This is a genomic window from Clostridium sp. 10cd*, assembly GCF_044336395.1.
Taxonomy (GTDB): domain Bacteria; phylum Bacillota_I; class Bacilli_A; order Erysipelotrichales; family Erysipelotrichaceae; genus Clostridium_AQ; species Clostridium_AQ innocuum.
Genome location: NZ_CP172347.1, coordinates 3,917,130 through 3,933,527 on the forward strand (window position 1 = coordinate 3,917,130; position 16,398 = coordinate 3,933,527).

The 16,398-nt window shown below is 44.5% G+C and carries 19 protein-coding genes; 9 read left to right on the forward strand and 10 right to left on the reverse strand.

Annotated elements, in window-relative coordinates; translation table 11 throughout:
• Nucleotides 1-176: 176 nt before the first annotated feature.
• Nucleotides 177-2,099 (reverse strand): BglG family transcription antiterminator, encoded by a 1,923-nt coding sequence (locus tag ACG3M1_RS19555; protein WP_395814463.1) that lies wholly within the window; start codon nucleotides 2,097-2,099, stop codon nucleotides 177-179.
• Between the two features lie 352 nt (nucleotides 2,100-2,451).
• On the opposite strand from ACG3M1_RS19555, the gene ACG3M1_RS19560 reads away from it, so the two are divergent.
• From ACG3M1_RS19560 to ACG3M1_RS19585, 6 genes are all read left to right on the forward strand, one after another.
• Nucleotides 2,452-2,760, forward strand: coding sequence for a PTS sugar transporter subunit IIB (locus ACG3M1_RS19560; RefSeq protein ID WP_002605869.1), 309 nt, complete (start codon nucleotides 2,452-2,454; stop codon nucleotides 2,758-2,760).
• A gap of 61 nt (nucleotides 2,761-2,821) precedes the next feature.
• A complete protein-coding gene (locus ACG3M1_RS19565; RefSeq protein ID WP_395814466.1) occupies nucleotides 2,822-3,322 on the forward strand; it encodes a hypothetical protein in 501 nt (166 codons plus the stop codon).
• A 12-nt stretch (nucleotides 3,323-3,334) separates the two neighbouring features.
• Complete coding sequence (locus tag ACG3M1_RS19570) at nucleotides 3,335-4,111, forward strand: PTS transporter subunit EIIC (protein WP_395815473.1); 777 nt, start codon at nucleotides 3,335-3,337, stop codon at nucleotides 4,109-4,111.
• A 14-nt stretch (nucleotides 4,112-4,125) separates the two neighbouring features.
• Nucleotides 4,126-4,455 (forward strand): PTS lactose/cellobiose transporter subunit IIA, encoded by a 330-nt coding sequence (locus ACG3M1_RS19575; RefSeq protein ID WP_002605871.1) that lies wholly within the window; start codon nucleotides 4,126-4,128, stop codon nucleotides 4,453-4,455.
• 1 nt (nucleotide 4,456) lies between these two features.
• A complete protein-coding gene (locus tag ACG3M1_RS19580) occupies nucleotides 4,457-5,887 on the forward strand; it encodes a glycoside hydrolase family 1 protein (RefSeq protein WP_395814469.1) in 1,431 nt (476 codons plus the stop codon).
• Nucleotides 5,888-5,969: 82 nt separating this feature from the next.
• On the forward strand, nucleotides 5,970-7,421 hold the full coding sequence (locus ACG3M1_RS19585) for a glycoside hydrolase family 1 protein (RefSeq protein ID WP_008816643.1): 1,452 nt from the start codon (nucleotides 5,970-5,972) through the stop codon (nucleotides 7,419-7,421).
• Nucleotides 7,422-7,634: 213 nt separating this feature from the next.
• Here ACG3M1_RS19585 and ACG3M1_RS19590 read toward each other — a convergent pair whose 3' ends face one another.
• From ACG3M1_RS19590 to ACG3M1_RS19620, 7 genes are all read right to left on the reverse strand, one after another.
• The gene (locus ACG3M1_RS19590; RefSeq protein ID WP_002605874.1) at nucleotides 7,635-7,877 is read right to left on the reverse strand and encodes a hypothetical protein; all 243 of its coding nucleotides are present in this window, start codon (nucleotides 7,875-7,877) and stop codon (nucleotides 7,635-7,637) included.
• A 7-nt stretch (nucleotides 7,878-7,884) separates the two neighbouring features.
• Nucleotides 7,885-8,406 (reverse strand): hypothetical protein, encoded by a 522-nt coding sequence (locus ACG3M1_RS19595; protein ID WP_002605875.1) that lies wholly within the window; start codon nucleotides 8,404-8,406, stop codon nucleotides 7,885-7,887.
• Nucleotides 8,407-8,621: 215 nt separating this feature from the next.
• Nucleotides 8,622-8,765 carry a hypothetical protein gene (locus ACG3M1_RS19600; protein ID WP_181392516.1) on the reverse strand — a complete coding sequence of 48 codons (144 nt, stop codon included), beginning with the start codon at nucleotides 8,763-8,765 and terminating at the stop codon, nucleotides 8,622-8,624.
• Nucleotides 8,766-9,322: 557 nt separating this feature from the next.
• The gene (locus tag ACG3M1_RS19605; RefSeq protein WP_395814472.1) at nucleotides 9,323-9,709 is read right to left on the reverse strand and encodes a DUF3795 domain-containing protein; all 387 of its coding nucleotides are present in this window, start codon (nucleotides 9,707-9,709) and stop codon (nucleotides 9,323-9,325) included.
• 67 nt (nucleotides 9,710-9,776) lie between these two features.
• Entirely contained in the window at nucleotides 9,777-10,682 is a 906-nt protein-coding gene (locus ACG3M1_RS19610; protein ID WP_002605877.1) for a helix-turn-helix transcriptional regulator, read from the reverse strand.
• Between the two features lies 1 nt (nucleotide 10,683).
• Nucleotides 10,684-11,151, reverse strand: a complete 468-nt coding sequence (locus tag ACG3M1_RS19615; protein WP_395814475.1) for a YbaK/EbsC family protein — start codon at nucleotides 11,149-11,151, stop codon at nucleotides 10,684-10,686.
• Nucleotides 11,152-11,171: 20 nt separating this feature from the next.
• Nucleotides 11,172-11,678 (reverse strand): cob(I)yrinic acid a,c-diamide adenosyltransferase, encoded by a 507-nt coding sequence (locus tag ACG3M1_RS19620; protein WP_002605879.1) that lies wholly within the window; start codon nucleotides 11,676-11,678, stop codon nucleotides 11,172-11,174.
• Nucleotides 11,679-11,870: 192 nt separating this feature from the next.
• On the opposite strand from ACG3M1_RS19620, the gene ACG3M1_RS19625 reads away from it, so the two are divergent.
• The 3 genes from ACG3M1_RS19625 to ACG3M1_RS19635 are packed head-to-tail and all read left to right on the forward strand — an operon-like array spanning nucleotide 11,871 to nucleotide 14,606.
• Nucleotides 11,871-12,863, forward strand: coding sequence for an ABC transporter substrate-binding protein (locus tag ACG3M1_RS19625; RefSeq protein ID WP_109769746.1), 993 nt, complete (start codon nucleotides 11,871-11,873; stop codon nucleotides 12,861-12,863).
• Nucleotides 12,864-12,881: 18 nt separating this feature from the next.
• The gene (locus ACG3M1_RS19630) at nucleotides 12,882-13,796 is read left to right on the forward strand and encodes an ABC transporter permease (protein WP_395814477.1); all 915 of its coding nucleotides are present in this window, start codon (nucleotides 12,882-12,884) and stop codon (nucleotides 13,794-13,796) included.
• Nucleotides 13,797-13,805: 9 nt separating this feature from the next.
• Nucleotides 13,806-14,606 carry an ABC transporter ATP-binding protein gene (locus ACG3M1_RS19635; protein ID WP_002605882.1) on the forward strand — a complete coding sequence of 267 codons (801 nt, stop codon included), beginning with the start codon at nucleotides 13,806-13,808 and terminating at the stop codon, nucleotides 14,604-14,606.
• Between the two features lie 197 nt (nucleotides 14,607-14,803).
• Here the strand turns inward: ACG3M1_RS19635 and ACG3M1_RS19640 are convergent, their stop codons facing one another.
• Together ACG3M1_RS19640 and ACG3M1_RS19645 are read right to left on the reverse strand one after the other, a co-directional pair.
• On the reverse strand, nucleotides 14,804-15,370 hold the full coding sequence (locus tag ACG3M1_RS19640; RefSeq protein WP_002605883.1) for a DUF1349 domain-containing protein: 567 nt from the start codon (nucleotides 15,368-15,370) through the stop codon (nucleotides 14,804-14,806).
• Nucleotides 15,367-16,269: a MurR/RpiR family transcriptional regulator gene (locus tag ACG3M1_RS19645; protein WP_233105299.1), complete on the reverse strand. Its 903-nt coding sequence runs from the start codon at nucleotides 16,267-16,269 to the stop codon at nucleotides 15,367-15,369. The genes ACG3M1_RS19640 and ACG3M1_RS19645 overlap by 4 nt, the downstream gene beginning before the upstream one ends.
• Between the last annotated feature and the right edge of the window lie 129 nt (nucleotides 16,270-16,398).

Below are 16,398 nucleotides of genomic sequence, written 5' to 3' on the forward strand. Positions count from 1 at the left end.
AATGTCCTCAGCTGTGCATAGGCATTGCAGGATTCTTTGCTTCCATATAAAAACAGGCAGACTACATCCGCTATGCTTCCTTTCATCATAAAAGCACAGCAGCCTTCTACACAACTGTCTGCTTTTGCGCCTCGCGAACAGTTTGTCAGCTTACCGTTGAAAAGATGCAGTCTGCTTCATACATCGACTGCATCCATATAGTGTGTCAGCTTCTGAATAAAGGAATCATAATCCTGACAGGTTACCAGCTCATTGAGAAAGGAGGGCTCACTTAAAATCTCAATCAAATGATCGAATATCTGCGCAAACAGCTTTCTGGAATCATCATGTACCCCCAGCAGTGTGACAATATGAACCTCATGCGTTCCCCATTCCATACCCTGCGGACACAAAACCACACTGATAAAGCTTTTCTTTGCATTGCTTGCCAGTGAATGCGGTACGGCGGCATCCTCAAAAGCTGTCGAAGACATATGCTCACGCGCAAAGACATCCGTTGTAAAAGAAGCATCGGCATAGTCTAGACGGATGGCATCATTGCACAGCGTCTGAATCAGCTGGGTGCGATCCATGTTCATATTTGTATAAAACAGTCTGGGATCAAACAGATCAAATAAAAACTCCTTCAGCTTATTCTTATTTTTTTCAGCCAGCATTTTGGTAATTGTGTTTTCAAGCTGATTCATGTCCTTTTCAATTAAAAAGGGATGAATGATGATGGATGGCTGAGGGAATGGTGTTTCTACAGTCGATATAATCAAATCCGCATGCAGAAGACTTGGCTGATATGAATGGATGGACATCGCATACTTGATCGTCACCTTGTCCTCAAAGCGGCGACTGATCTTTTCCAGCGTGTTTTGATGAAGACTATAGTAATCCGCATAGAGAAACAATACGGTCAGCTTATTTTTTGATTGTACATTATTTTCAAAATAGCTGCCGATATGGAAGGAGATAAAAGCAATTTCATCCTCATTCAAAATGATGTCATACATATCCTTAAACTGCTGTGCGATATAAACGGCAATATCATAGATCAGGGGATAGGTCGATTTTATCTTTGCCGTCAGCAGATTTTTAGCATAGTAATTATGCTCTACGCGATTAAACAGATTCTTGACATGAATCGTAAACTTTGCGATAAATTCCTCATCAAAGGGGTCCAGAAGATAGCATTCCTCCACATTGTGTATAACGGTATGGGCGATATCTATATACCTCTGTTCAATGAAGGAGGAAATGTTGGAGCCGTTAATGAAGGAATAATCGATCATCGTGGTGTTATTCATAATAATCAGGGTAAGATTATATAATTCCGCATCATTGATCTGTATCGCATATGCCTCTTCAATATATTCCCGGATTTCTCTTGCCACCGTATACTGCGGCGTTTCGAAAAACGGTGTGAGGTCCACCTGCTCATGCAGGATACAGCTGCTGCGGATGCGATCGATCATCACAATCAAATGCAGGGCTGTATTGTTCAGCGTATAGTCATTCGCAAACAGATTGTTGCGTGAAAAAATATCGGAAAGATTCTTCCGGAAATCCCAGAAGTGATAATGATAGGTCAGCAGCCGCACTTCATCCTTTAAAACAAAATTATCATAGGAATCACTGGTAATCAGCCGGCTCATCAGCTGGCGCTTTTCTTTTTCACTGCCATCGATAAATAGCACATCCTTTTCCTTGCGAATACCGATCTGATAGGCGGATATCATTTTGCGAATACTGCGGATATCGTTATCCACTGTAGATTCACTGACATAAAGCTCCTGTGCCAGATCAAAGATATCAATGCCGTTCTTGGAGGAAATCAGCTTCTGTATTATCAGATTCTGCCGTGTCTGCGGGGTTTCCAGATTATGCTTTCCGCTCTCCCGATAACGCAGATACTGCTCCGTGCTGCTTAGCTTATAGCCCTTGTTTGTGGAAATGACCAGTGGTTCTTCGACATGCTCTTCATTCAGGATACTGATGTATTTGCGAATCTGGCGGGTGGAAACGTGAAGCAGTTGGGAAAGCTCAGCTGCGGAAATCCAGCTTTCATAGTGATGCCATAAATAATCCAGCAATGTCGATATATTATCTTTCATATTCAATCACTCTCCTGCCTTATCCCCCTGTAAACAATGATAGTATTACATGATAAGTATACGTGAATTCGAAAATCCGCTCAACTTAAAAAAGTTCCGTGCGCTAGGAACTTTTAAAATTTGTCTGTTTCGGCTGCATTCGTTATACTGAGGGTGTCGATAAGAAAGGAGGGCAGTCACACTGATTGGTATAAGAAAAAGAGACATATCACACGCTGAATCACTTCAGCCAAGTACGGGAATACTTTGATACATCTCTTCTATATTCTAACACCAATCCAGAAAAATTTCATTCATTATTAAAAAAAGTCCGTGGAATGTTAAAAAGCTTACGGACACAAAGGAGATCATTATGAAAAACATTTTATTAGTTTGCGGTACAGGAGCCAGCAGCGGCTTTATGGCGAAGAACATCCGACAGGCCGCAAAAGCACGCAACATCGAAATCGGGGTAAAGGCACGAAGTGATTCTGTTGTAGAGGACTACATCGAGGATATCGACCTGCTGCTGGTAGGTCCGCATCTGAGCTATATGCTGCAGGATCTGGAGGACATCGCAGAGCCCCATGGCGTAGCTGTACAAATCATACCGAAGGATGCCTACGGCGAGTTAGACGGGGATGCCGTTCTTGATTTCGCATTACCCTTCCTTGAAGACTAATGCATCAAAAGCTTTCGCTTTTAAAGTAACTTAAACAAAATGAAAAAATGAGGAGAAACATATGAAAAAATTCATGGATTGGATGACGAACAAATTTGCTCCGAAAATGAACAAGCTTGCGCGTAATCCCTGGATTGCGTCTGTACAGGAAGCGATCCTAACTGCAATGCCAATGATCTTTATCGGATCATTTACAACAATACTAACAGCCTTTGGAGGTCTGATTGACGGGTTCCCGGATTTCAGTCCATTGTCAACCTTCTCTTTGGGTCTGCTGTCCCTGTACCTTGCCTATCTGGTGCCTTACCTGCTTATGGAAAAGAAACGGCACAATAAGACAAAGAAGGAAGCAGGTCTGGCAGGTATCGGTTTTTTCCTGATGCTGGTAGGCCCCACCTTTGATGAAGCGGGTAACATTCTGTTTCAAAGCTCCACGCTTGGTAACGGCGGTATGATTGCGGCCTTAATGGCAGGCTTGTTTGTAGGCTTTTTGATGAACGCATTCTCTACACATTCCTTCTTTAAAGAAGACAGCGCTATTCCGGATTTCATCACAGTCTAGTTTGATACACTGATTCCGATTCTCATTATCCTGTTCGTCGGATGGCTGTTTATCTTCCAGCTGCACATCAATATCTTTGACTGTATCTATACCTTATTCTCTCCGATCTTGAGTGCGGGTGACAGCTTTCTCGGCTTTGTGGTACTGTATTTCTTCGGCTATACCTTTCTGTACACCTTCGGTATTTCCACATGGGTCATCTATCCAATTGAATCAGCTTTGATTTTACAGGGGATTGCCGCAAATCAGGCGGCTGTCGCTGCCGGAAACGCAGCATCTGTCATAAATGCAGACGGAGTTTCCTATTATTTCACCCTCGGCGGAGGCGGCTGTACCTTGGCGCTTGGACTCATGATGCTGTTTATGGCAAAATCAAAGAAATGCAAGGTCATTGGCAAGGCTTCCCTGGTACCGAATTTATGCAATATCAATGAACCCCTTGTATTTGGTGCACCAATCGCATTTAATCCGATTCTAATGGTTCCTATGTGGATAGTCGGATTGCTTGCCCCTGCATTGACCTGGCTTGCCTTATACTTTGATATCCTGCCGAAAATAACGACCTTATTCTCCTTCTGGTATCTGCCTGGACCAATCTGCTCCTATGCAGTTGGCGGCATGATCGGTCTGTTGTTTACCTTCTTCATATTCGTCTTATCCTGGATTATTTATTATCCGTTCTTCAAGGTATATGACAGACAGTGTATGCAAAAGGAAGAAGAGGATGAAAAGAAAAAGGATCAGCTGGCAAAGCGCAAAGCAATGCGTGAGCGTACAGAAGAAGCATAGAAAGGAAGGGTGTTATGAAAAAAACTACGATCGAACAGCTTAACAGTGCCGCTATGCAAATCATCTTACATGCAGGTGATTGTCGCAATCTGTTGAATGAGGCAGTCAATGCCCTCCTGGAAGATAAAAGTGAGGAGGATATAAAGGCTAAAATAACCGCTGCAAAAAAAGAAATAACGAAGGCTCATGTGATTCAGACCGAAATGATACAAAGCTCCATCAATGAGGATGAACTGCAAACAACATTGCTTTTCACACATGCACAGGATACACTGATGACCATCAACAGCGAGGTCAACTTAACACAGAATATGATACGTCTGTATAGAAAGCTGAAGAAATAATATGTGGAAAACAGCAACCGGATTTCCGAAGGGCTTTTTATGGGGTGGTGCTATTGCCGCAAATCAGGCGGAGGGCGCATGGAATATCGATGGAAAAGGGCCGTCCATGGCTGATATTGAAATTCTTCCGGAACACTATGACCGCAAGCATGTCGTTGGATTTACACATACCGCTCAGCAAATCGAAGAAGCACTGCAGGATAAGGATGGCTATTATCCAAGAAGGCACGGCATTGATTTCTATCATACCTATAAGGAAGATCTTGCACTGATGAAGGAAATGGGATTCAGCTGCTTTCGTACATCCTTCAACTGGACCCGCATTTTCCCAAACGGGGATGAGGATCTGCCGAATGAAGAAGGACTGAGATATTACGATGCACTCCTTGATGAAATGTTGAAAAACGGGATTGAGCCTGTCATGACCGTTTCTCATTATGAAATGCCGGTTCATCTTATTACAAAATACAAGGGCTGGTATGCGCCTGAAATGATTGATTTCTTTGTCCGCTTCTGTGAGATACTGTTTAAACGGTATCATAAAAAAGTAAAATACTGGATACTATTGAATCAGATCAATTCCCTTGGCGGCTGGGGAGAATTCGCCAGTCTGGGTATGGTGGAAGACGGATATGAGGATTGGGAGAGCGCAAAATATCAGGCTACGCATCATCAGTTTGTCGCATGTGCAAAAGCCACAAAGCTGGCGCATGAAATCGATGCGGGAATGCAGATTGGTATGATGCTGGGAGATGATGCATTATATCCTGCCACCTGTCGCCCGGAGGATGTTTTTGCTAATACGCAACGGATGCAGATGAGCATCTATTTCTACAGTGATGTTTTACTGCGCAGGGAATATCCCGGTTATGCTCTTCGTTATTTCAAGGATCATCAGATACAGATCCATGCAAAGGAGGAAGAACTGAAGCTGTTAAAGGAACACCCTGCAGATTTTCTCTCCTTCTCTTATTACTTCACCCGAATCGTAGATGCGTCGCAGCCTCAGCCTAAAGAAAATCCGTATTTGGAAACCTCTATCTGGGGCTGGGCTACCGATCCTCTCGGATTCCGAAACTCTTTGAATCAGTACTGGGACCGTTATCATGTTCCTATCTTCATTGCGGAGAACGGACTTGGTGCGATTGATACGGTCATTGACGGACACATTCATGATGAGTACCGTATTGCTTATCTGCGTGAGCATATCAAGGCCATGAGGGAAGCCATCCTCGACGGGGTTCAGGTATTTGGGTATGCATCCTGGGGACCAATCGATATCGTCAGCTGCTCACAGGGAGAAATGAGCAAGCGCTATGGCTATATTTACGTGGATCGTGATGATCGCGGTAACGGCAGCAATGCACGAATTCGAAAGGATTCCTTTACCTGGTATCAGCATGTAATTCAAACAAACGGTGAAGAACTGTAAAGCAAAAAGGGATGCCGTATGCATCCCTTTATTATAAATGGAAAGGAGAAATTCTGCAAGAAACGCAGAATCAGACAGATATATGAAGCAATTAAAAAAAGGATTTCCAGCAGATTTTTTATGGGGAGGTGCCATTGCAGCGAATCAGGCAGAGGGTGCTTTTCTGGAAGGCGGGAGAGGATGGAGTGTTGCGGATATTCTCAAGGTGCAGGATAAGGGTGATCTTAAAAAGAAATCAAACAAGGAGACATCCATGAAGGATATCGAAGCTGCTCTGCAGGATACAAAAGGTTATTATCCTAAGCGCTATGGAATTGATTTTTATCACACTTACAAGGAAGATCTAAAGCTGCTGGCAGGCACCGGAATGAACTCCTTCCGCACCTCGATCAGCTGGTCAAGAATCTTTCCCAACGGAGATGAGACTACTCCAAACGAAGAAGGTCTACGCTTTTATGATAATCTGATCGATGAAATTATTAAAAACGGCATGGAGCCATTGATTACCTTATCACATTATGAAATGCCGCTGCATCTGGCAACTGCTTATAATGGATGGAATCATCGCAAAACCATCGATTTCTTTGTAAAATATGCTGATACGGTTATGCGAAGATATAAAGATAAGGTAAAGTACTGGATTGTCGTCAATCAGATCAACCTGATTCATCACGAATCCTTCAATCATCTGGGAATCCCCAGTGATCGCGTTTCTAACCTTATGGAAGCGAAATATCAGGGAATACACAATGAATGCACAGCAAGTGCTATCGTAACAAAAATAGGACATGAAATAAATCCGGATTTTCAGATTGGGATGATGGTATACGATGGTCTAAGCGAACCGCTGACATGTAAACCGGAGGATGTATTTGCGAATATGCAGCGTAATCAGCGTGAATATTTCTTCTCTGATCTTCTGCTGCGCGGAGAGTATCCGGGATATATGCTTCGCTATTTTCAGGAGCACGATATACGGCTGGATATCCGGGAGGAGGATGAGCGCATGTTAAAGGAAAACCCTGCAGATTTTCTGGCGATTTCCTATTATTACACGTGTGCATCTTCCAGCGAAAGCAATTCCTGTGCTGATGTAAATGATGATGGGGCGGTATCCAATCCTTATATAGAGGCTAGTGAATGGGGCTGGGGAATCGATCCGCTTGGTCTGCGAACGGTGTTGAATTATTATTATGATCGTTATCAAAAGCCGATTATCATTGCAGAAAATGGATTTGGGACCTTTGATGAAATCAGTTCGGACGGATGCATTCATGATGAGCGTAGAATTGCTTACCTTCGGGAACATATCCGAAACATGAAGGAAGCGATCATGGATGGAGTAGAGGTCATCGGCTATTATCCATGGGGTCCCATAGATATTATCAGCTGTTCCTCCTCCGAGATGAGTAAGCGTTACGGATTCATTTATGTCGATCAGGATGATTATGGAAATGGGACAAAGCGTCGGCTAAAAAAAGACAGCTACGACTGGTATCGAAGTGTGATTGATTCAAATGGTGAAAATCTGTGATAGGTGAATATCCGGAAGCATTCGTTCAATACGAGCAGCTGAGCTTAAAATATCGTCCGTTTTTACATGTATAAGGCGTTACGTTCATAGCTTCAGTGTATAGAAGAGACCTCCTGGTATAATATAAGCAAAAAAGAGAATTTAAACTACGAATAACGCGTAGGATTTCATTCTCTTTTCTTATTTTTCTTGCCAAACTCGGCTTAATTGAGGTTATTTAAAATCCGGAAATATCCATGTTAGGATATCTATGATTTTACCTATAACCCTACCTTGCTCATCACATTTCTTCTTTTCATTGGCCACATATGCAATTTGTTCTCGGGTAAAGCCTTCCTTCAGCAGATCTTCTACCTCTTTATCAGTCATCATTTCTTTAATAAGATTCTCCAGCTCTTCTTTCTCAACTAATGGCTTATTTCTATCAGGCACTTGTTTTTTGATTTTATTTCTCACTTACAAGTTAAGCGGAATACATACAATTAAAGTATTTACCACTTGGGGCTAAAACACATTGGTTGCCATTAGAAAGTTTTACAGACTGTAAATTCTGCTGTTCATCTGCATAAGCATCAGTCATGTTGCTGTATTTGTTCCATGCAAACTTAACTTTATTTATTAACTCTGCTTTTATTATTTTGTTTGTAGCCTGTTTTACCACACCACCTGCTGCCATCCATCCTATTAAAATTGGAATACCTTTAGATAAAATCCAAATTTTAATGGTCCAAATGATTCTTCCATTTACATATAATTCACCTTTAATTACTTCAACTTTTTGACCCTCAAAAGGAGTGTCTTTCAATTCCTTCTCTGAGAATACATAATTTGCGTTTTCAAGCTGCTCTTTTTGATTTTGGCTGTATGAGCCTGTTTCTACAATGTACTTTTCCGGTATTTCTTTTGAACTAACAGTATACTTTACATCTCCTAACACTCCAACACAAAGACATAATGATACGATGATAGCTGCTATTTTTTTCATATGATTCGCCTCCTTTAAATAGTACTTCTTTCACCTATATCATATCAAAATAATTTTTAAAATATAGAATTACATTATTCAACTTTTTATGGTATACTATTCTTAATAGCTACAGTATCTAACGGAATAAAGCTAAAATCGGTACTTATTTAAAGAAAGTCTAATCATTCACCTCTTTGATGTCAAATTGTTTGAAAAAAAGCAGGGATAATTTCCTACGAAAAGGGTAACTCATTATCTGTATATGCATAAACCGGCAGCTGTACTGACATATGTGACAGCTCATCATCTTCCTCATTTTCATACCCGTTTTTATAATCTACCTGAACTCTGGATATCCTTGACTCCCATTCAAACACACGGATATCCAAATCATTTACGCAGTCGCCCAGTTCCCTTCATCCGGTATAAATACAGGCGTGATCTTTTTCCAATGCAATCGTGTTACAGTGTCCCGGATCACTCTGAAAATATACACTTAGTGAAATGCTAATTCTGCGCCAAGGCCCGCTGTCAACGGTCTATAGAATTCCTTGCCATTATTGTTGATAGGGGTATATAAATTACTTTGTACAGGAAACCACTCAAGGGGAAACCCTCGCTCCTACTGCATTCGCCTTTCCTCTTTCCCGACAGACCTGGATAATCCAAACGGCAATGCTCTTCTGTGGTTTCTGATGTATCATAACATCTTTCAAATTTTTGATGAATGTGTCATATTCCATCTCGCAGTGATTCAGTCTTCTCGTCCTGCATAATGATACTTTATATCTGCTTCCTTATTGCGTATTAAGCTGCATCCAAGAGAATCATGATGAAAAGCTTCATTGTATCTAACGTACGCTCCTGTAGAAATACATGTGAATTTCTATGGAACACCTCGTGGCTTAGTCGCGAGGTGTTTCCTTTGGTTCCATCACCCTCTGCTATGCACACCGCCTTTCATCAACAGCTCCTCAATGTCACGATCATTTTCCAGATCATAGTCGCCAATCAACTGCCCTGTATGATGATACCGTATCCCCGCCTCTTCATTGCGTTTTAAACAACGCATGATTTCTGCCGGTCCGCTTTTTTGCAGGCATTGATTAAAAACACGCATTCTTCTTTTCTTCAGCATATCCTCATCGCAGGGAAACTCGTCACACACATAACAGCCGTCCATTCCTTTTCTCAGGCAGCAGGCCAAAATACCGCACATATCCTTATGCTCACAGCCCCTCGCATGACAGCCTGGGCAATCTGATTCCGAGCACACACAGCAGGCAAGACCGCAGTATGCCATTCCTCTATCCTCTCTCATAAAGCACCTCATTTCCTGCTTTATCATACCAAAAAAACTACGACAGCACTATGTCATAGTTTCCTGTTTATTTCTCATACTGCTTCAGCATTGCCCTGCAGTCTGCTTTTATGCGTTCCACCAGCTCCTCCGGCTCCAGCACCCGTACAGTATTTCCCATGCCGAGTAAGCTTGCATACCAGAAATGCTCCTGCTTTGGTACCTGCATGCAATACAGAAAGGATGTGTCCGCATATACCTCCATGATTGTTCCCTGAAAATATTCCAGCACTCTGCCTCTGGCCTCCGGTTGACAGTGCAGCTTGATCGTCCAGATAACCTGCGTATCCGTCTCATCCAGCTGCTTCAGAATTTCACGCAGACAGGGATGCTTACGATTTGTATGTTCAGCTTCCTGTAGCTGTTCCATCCGTACCAGCTTATACATCCGATAGGCCTGCTTATCCACATCCCAGCCGACCAGATACCAGGCATACCAGCGAAAAATCAGTGCCACCGCCTCGCAGAAGCGTTTTGTCTGCTTCCCCTGAGCGTCCGTATATTGAAAAGTAACGCTGTGCCTTGCGGCAATCACAGACTGTAATAGCCTGCGCTGTTCGATAGCCGTTTCATTCGCAACGGAAAAATCAAGCTGCACCCCCAAGGTGTCTTCCTCATGCTTTGGAAAAAGCAGCTTCGCGGTTTGTACCTCCTTATGCAGACCGGCACTCTCCATACTGTCCAGGGATGCCGCAATGATAGCGTGATCCTGTTCCTTTACCAGAGCCACAGGCAGCTTGTATCCCTCCTGCAGCTCATAGCCTCCATTCACGCCGCTATACGCAATGATGGGGACACCTGCCATGGACAGGGTATCCATATCCCGCTGAATACAGCGCAGGGACACCTCAAAGGTATCCGCAAGACAGCGTCCGCTTGCCCGTTTGTGATTCAAGAGATACAGGGTTATCGCGTACAGACGATCTGCCTTCATCCTAAGCTATCCTGCACACATCCACCCACGCTGCCTGCGGAAGCAGTGTCTCCAGCTCCGCAATGGTCAGCCTGATTGCGGAATTCGGTGTACCGCAGGCAGGATATACAAAATCAAACCGCTTTAACGAAACATCCAGATATATGCGGGTATCCGCAGGTACACCAAACGGGCATACACCGCCGATGGCATGATTCGTATAGGCTTCCACCTCATCCCCCTTCAGCATTTTCGCCTTACAGCCGAAGGTTTCCTTATATGCATGATTGTCCACCCTGCAATCACCGGCAGCAACCACGATAACGGCATGCTCCCTCACCATAAAGGAAAGCGATTTTGCAATGCGCTCCGGCTGTGTTCCAAGGGCCTGTGCCGCCTGTTCCACGGTCGCACTGGATGCGTTCAGCACCAGTATGTCCTGTTCCTTATGATACTGCTTCAGGTATGCTCTTGCCTGTTCCATTGCCATTTTCTTATCCTCCTGATTTTCTAATACTCCACACCCTTGCGTGCAGCTATGCCTTTTTGATAAGGATGCCTGTGTTCCACCATCTCCGTATGGTAGTCACATATATCCAGCAGCTCCTGCGAGGGATTGCGGCCGGTGAGGATGATTTCCAAATCCCGGTGCTCCTGTAAAAAATGCAGGAGTTCTTCCTCCTTCAGCAGCCCCAGCTGTACAGCATCCAGAACCTCATCAAGAAAGATGCATGTGCATTCCTTTGCCCTGTCCTTTACCCATGCGAACAGCTCCTGTATCCCCTGTCTGGTTTCCAGCTGCTCCTGCTCCTGCATTTGAAAATAAAACCCATGCGGCATTCGTGTCGCACGCACCTTTACGCAGGATAAAGCCTGCAAAGCACGCAGCTCTCCGCTTGTGCCATCCTTTAAAAACTGCGCTACCGCAACACGCCTTTCATATCCCGTCTGACGCAGAACCAGGCCGAAGCCGGCAGTCGTCTTTCCCTTTCCGTTTCCACTGTATATGTGCAGCATACCGTACATCCTCCTTATGCCATCTCATCCGCTATTATACCATAGCTGTGCATATTGTGTAACGGTTTCAGCTATAAATGCAAATTTGTGAAACTTCATGGTAAAAATGTGAAAGTTTTTCATGAAAATATTGATTTTATGTACAAAACAAGGTATCATCATAATATCATATAGAAAAGAGAGGTTAGTCTTATGAAGAAAAAATTATTGGGAGGACTTGCACTGGCACTGCTTCTTGCAGGATGTGGAAACAGTGGCGACAGCGGCAAAGAAAAAACGGATGATGGAAAGAAGACATATAAAATCGGCATCATCCAGCAGATGGAGCATCCTGCGCTCGATAGTGCCAGAGAGGGACTGGAGAAATATCTGAACGGCAAGAGTGATGCGAAGTTTGAGATTACGGTAAAAAATGCACAGGGGGATAACGGAACGGCAGATACGATTGCCAAGCAGTTCGTCTCCGATGATGTGGATCTGATTTATTCCATTGCGACCAACGCATCACAGGCTGCCGTAAATGCGACCGGTGGAACAGATATTCCGGTTGTATTCAATGCAGTAACGGATGGTGTGGAAGCAAAGCTGGTCACCAGCAATGAGAAGCCGGGCGGCAATGTTACCGGCGTCAGCGATGCCGCACCGCTGGAAAAGCAGCTGGAGATGATTCGTGAATTCCTGCCCGAAGCAAAGAAGATCGGTATGATCTACAATATCGGAGAAGTAAACGGTAAGCTTCAGGTGAAACAGGTGGAAAAGCTGGCTTCAAAATATAACTTTAAAATCGTCAAGAAAGGCGTCAGTGCTACTACAGAAATCGCAACCGCTGCAGAACAGCTGGCAGGCGATGTTGATTGTATTTATAATATTACCGACAATATGGTCGTTTCCGCTACTGCCTCCATTACAGATAAGGCAAATGCAAAGAATATTCCGGTATTTGCGGCTGAGGACGGGCAGATGAAGGCCGGGCTGCTGGCAAGTGATTCCATCAGCTATGAAAAGCTTGGAGAGCAGGCAGGCAGTGTTGCCTACGATATTCTTGTCAATGGTAAAAAAGCAGGCGATATCCCTGTGGAAACCGCAAAGGATACCACTCTGTATATCAACAAAAAGGTCGCAGAGCAGCTGGGTATTAAAATCCCGGATTCACTGGCAGAACGTGCAACGTTTGTAGAAGAATAAAGTAAGGTGTGAATACGTATGGATTTTATATTAGACGTTACGGCGCAGGGTCTGGCTTACAGTATCCTCGCCATCGGAGTCCTGCTGACCTATCAGGTTCTGGACTATGCAGATCTGACCGTTGAGGGCAGCTTTCCTCTCGGTGCTGCTGCGGGTGCCATGTGTGTAATGCATGGCATCAATCCGTTTCTTTCACTAATTGTGGCATTTATTGCAGGACTTGCGGCCGGTTATGCGACTGGCTTCCTGCATGTTAAATTCGGTATCTCCAGCCTTTTAAGCGGTATTCTCGTCATGACGGGGCTGTATTCAATCAATCTGATTGTAGCCGGAGATATGAGCAACATTCCATTGTTTACCTATGACACGATTTTCTCCTACGGGGCGCTGCTTGGCAATTCCGCAGGAGGATCACTGGGCACCTGGATCGTGAAGCTGTGGCCGATTTTCATCCTGCTGGTTCTCGTTTTATTCCTGAAGCTGCTGATGGACTGGTTTCTGGATACGAAATACGGCTTTCTTATGCGTATTGCAGGAGACAATCCGCAGTTGATTGCGACACTGGGAAAGGATATCGGACATATCAAAATGAACGGTCTTGCCATCTCCAACGGCTATGCCGCTGTGTCCGGTGCAGTGGTTTCTCAGTTTCTGAAATATTTTGATATCACGCTGGGTACCGGAATGATCGTTATGGGACTGGCTTCTGTCATCATGGGGCTGACGCTGTTCAAACGCTTTACATTCATCGGCTTCACAACAAGTGTAATTCTCGGTGCCATCACCTATCGGCTGACGATTGCGGCTGCCTTAAAGGTGGGTCTGCCGCCAAGCTTTCTGAAGCTGATTATGGCTGTCATCTTTATCGCGGTGCTTGTTCTCGGCAATGGTGTAATGGGGAAATTCTTCCATCGCAAGGTTCAGGAATCGTGAGGTGAGAGTATGCTGAAACTAGAACATGTAAAAAAGACCTTCAACAAGGGCAGTGCCAATGAGGTCATCCTGTACAGGGATTTGAATGTGGAAATCCACGACGGTGAATTTGTCACGATTATCGGTTCCAACGGCAGTGGAAAATCAACGTTTTTCAATGTTATCAGCGGAAATATCCGACAGGATGCAGGAAGTGTCTCCTTTAACGGAAAGGATGTTTCCCGTCTTCCTGAGCATAAACGCTCCCAGTTTATAGGACGTGTATTTCAGGACCCGCAGAAGGGAACCTCCCCTTCTCTGACAATATTGCAGAATATGGCAATGGCCTATCATAAGGGAAAAAGCTTTGGTCTTACTAAGGGAGTGGATAAGGCTTTGATTCCACTGTTTGAAAGAGAGCTTGCAGATATGCAGCTGGGGCTGGAAAACAAGCTGCATGTCAGTGTCGGTTCCCTGTCCGGCGGACAAAGGCAGGCATTATCGTTATTGATGGCAACCCTGATTACACCGCAGCTTCTGCTGCTGGATGAGCATACGGCTGCCCTTGATCCGAAAACAAGCGATCTGATTATCCAGCTGACCAAGAAAATTGTGGAAGAAAAGAAAATGACTACCATCATGATCACCCACAACCTGAAGCATGCCATCACCTACGGGGATCGTCTGCTGATGTTTCACAAGGGGGAAATTATTATGGATATACCAAAAGAGGAAAAGAAACAGCTGACAGTGGAAAAGCTGATTGAGAAGTTTAATTCCCTGAATATGCTGGATGCTCTCGATGATGAGCTGGCATTCAGTGCACAATAGAATACGATAGCGATAGACTTTTGCGGGAACGTATCCTGTGGAAGTCTTTTTCCTGTCCGAAGGGGAGAATACCGGCTACAAATGTCACACATAGCCGTGGAATGTGCACATGTTTCACTGCTTGCGCCAAGAAAAGAAAACGTGCAGCCCTATTGACCTCACGTTTTCCCTGCAGTATTCAGCCGTTCTGTATGGAATCAGTTTCCACCTCGTATATCCGCTTTTCGCTCCGGCTTCAGTGATACCTTTTCAAAGATAAAATCTCCGCCGTCTCCCAGCGGGCTCTGCGCCACCAGACCGACCTTTAATTCTTCTTCCATTTCCATGCGTAATATGCGATGCATCCTCCAGTGCAACCCATCCAGAGAATAATGAATCGCAAATATATGATCTTTGCGGCATAGCTGCAGCCATATGGAATCGCTGTCTGTTTCCACTCCATTGCAGTCATCTGAGGTTGTATCCGTTATAACAGATACAACAGCTCTGGTATGCAGATCGGTATACTCAAAGCAGGCCTTCACCCAGCGTGTTTCAGACTCCATTGCCATAAGAGCCGGTGCATCATAGGTGGAAAGAAAGCGCTGGGACACCTTTGCCTGCAGGACAAAATCCCCTTTCACCCGCTGAAACAGAAAGGCTGCACTGGCATGAGCCTTTCCAGTAATCGGACCCACTACAAAGTCGCTTTTCGCGCTGGCATGCAGGATAATCGCTCCATCCTCCTGCCTATAGGATGCATCATTCATTGTTTCAAATGTCATGTTTCCTCTCCTTTATTCGTTTCCATACGCTTCATCCCAGATTCCTCCTTCGCCTTCAGCCGGCATACATGATAGGCACGGTCTCTATGCTCGATATTTTTCTCATAATTCTTCTGGTAGATAACGGAATAAACAAGATCAAGCAGATATTGTGCAGATACATGAGAGGAAAAGGTTGTTATTTTCTGATAGGAGGATTCAAAGCCGCAAAGATACAGACGGCAGGTGGCAAAATAATGCAGTGTCTTATCGTGTCTGCTGGATAACAGCAGGACGGTTACCTTATTCTCATACAGCTGCTTTACACATTCCTGCACATGATCGGAGATTCCCGCGTAGGAAAGGATGATTGCCACATCCCCCTGCTTGGCGGAGGCACAGTACAGACGCTGCTGCAGCAATTCCCCCGCGACATGGATATGCATGCCGATTTCCTCCATCTTGCGTGCAAAATTCTCCGCTGCCTGCAGATTGGTATTCGTCGTAAGAATATAGGTGAAGCGTGCCTGATAAATATGCTCTGCGAACGTTTCCAGCTGTGTGATATCAAGCAGCCGTATGGTTTCATCAATCGAGGTTTTATACAGACTGCCCAGTGTCTGAATCAGCTGTGCGGTGGATTCCTTTTCCGTAAAGGGGTAATCGTAATTCACCTCACTGGGACTGCTCAGCTTCTCGTTCAGCTCACTTGCCAGCTGAATGCGAAAGGCGGAAAAGCCCTCAAAGCCGAGCTTATGGCAGAAGCGATAGACACAGGAGGTACTGACTGCAGCTGCCTGTGCCAGCTGTGTGCCATTCATACGTATGACCTCTATGCTGTTTTTTAGAATATAATCACACAGGGCCTGCTCGTTCGCACTCCAGCTGCGGGTATTCTGTAAGGTTTCCCGTATATGCATACACATCCGTCCTTTCCTCTTCATTATAGCGGTATGACAAAACTTTGTCATTCCTCTTTCGTGCTTTGACAATTTTTTTTCATATTTTCCGTTTTCCACAGCGAAACCGTGTCAACCTTTTTTCAACCG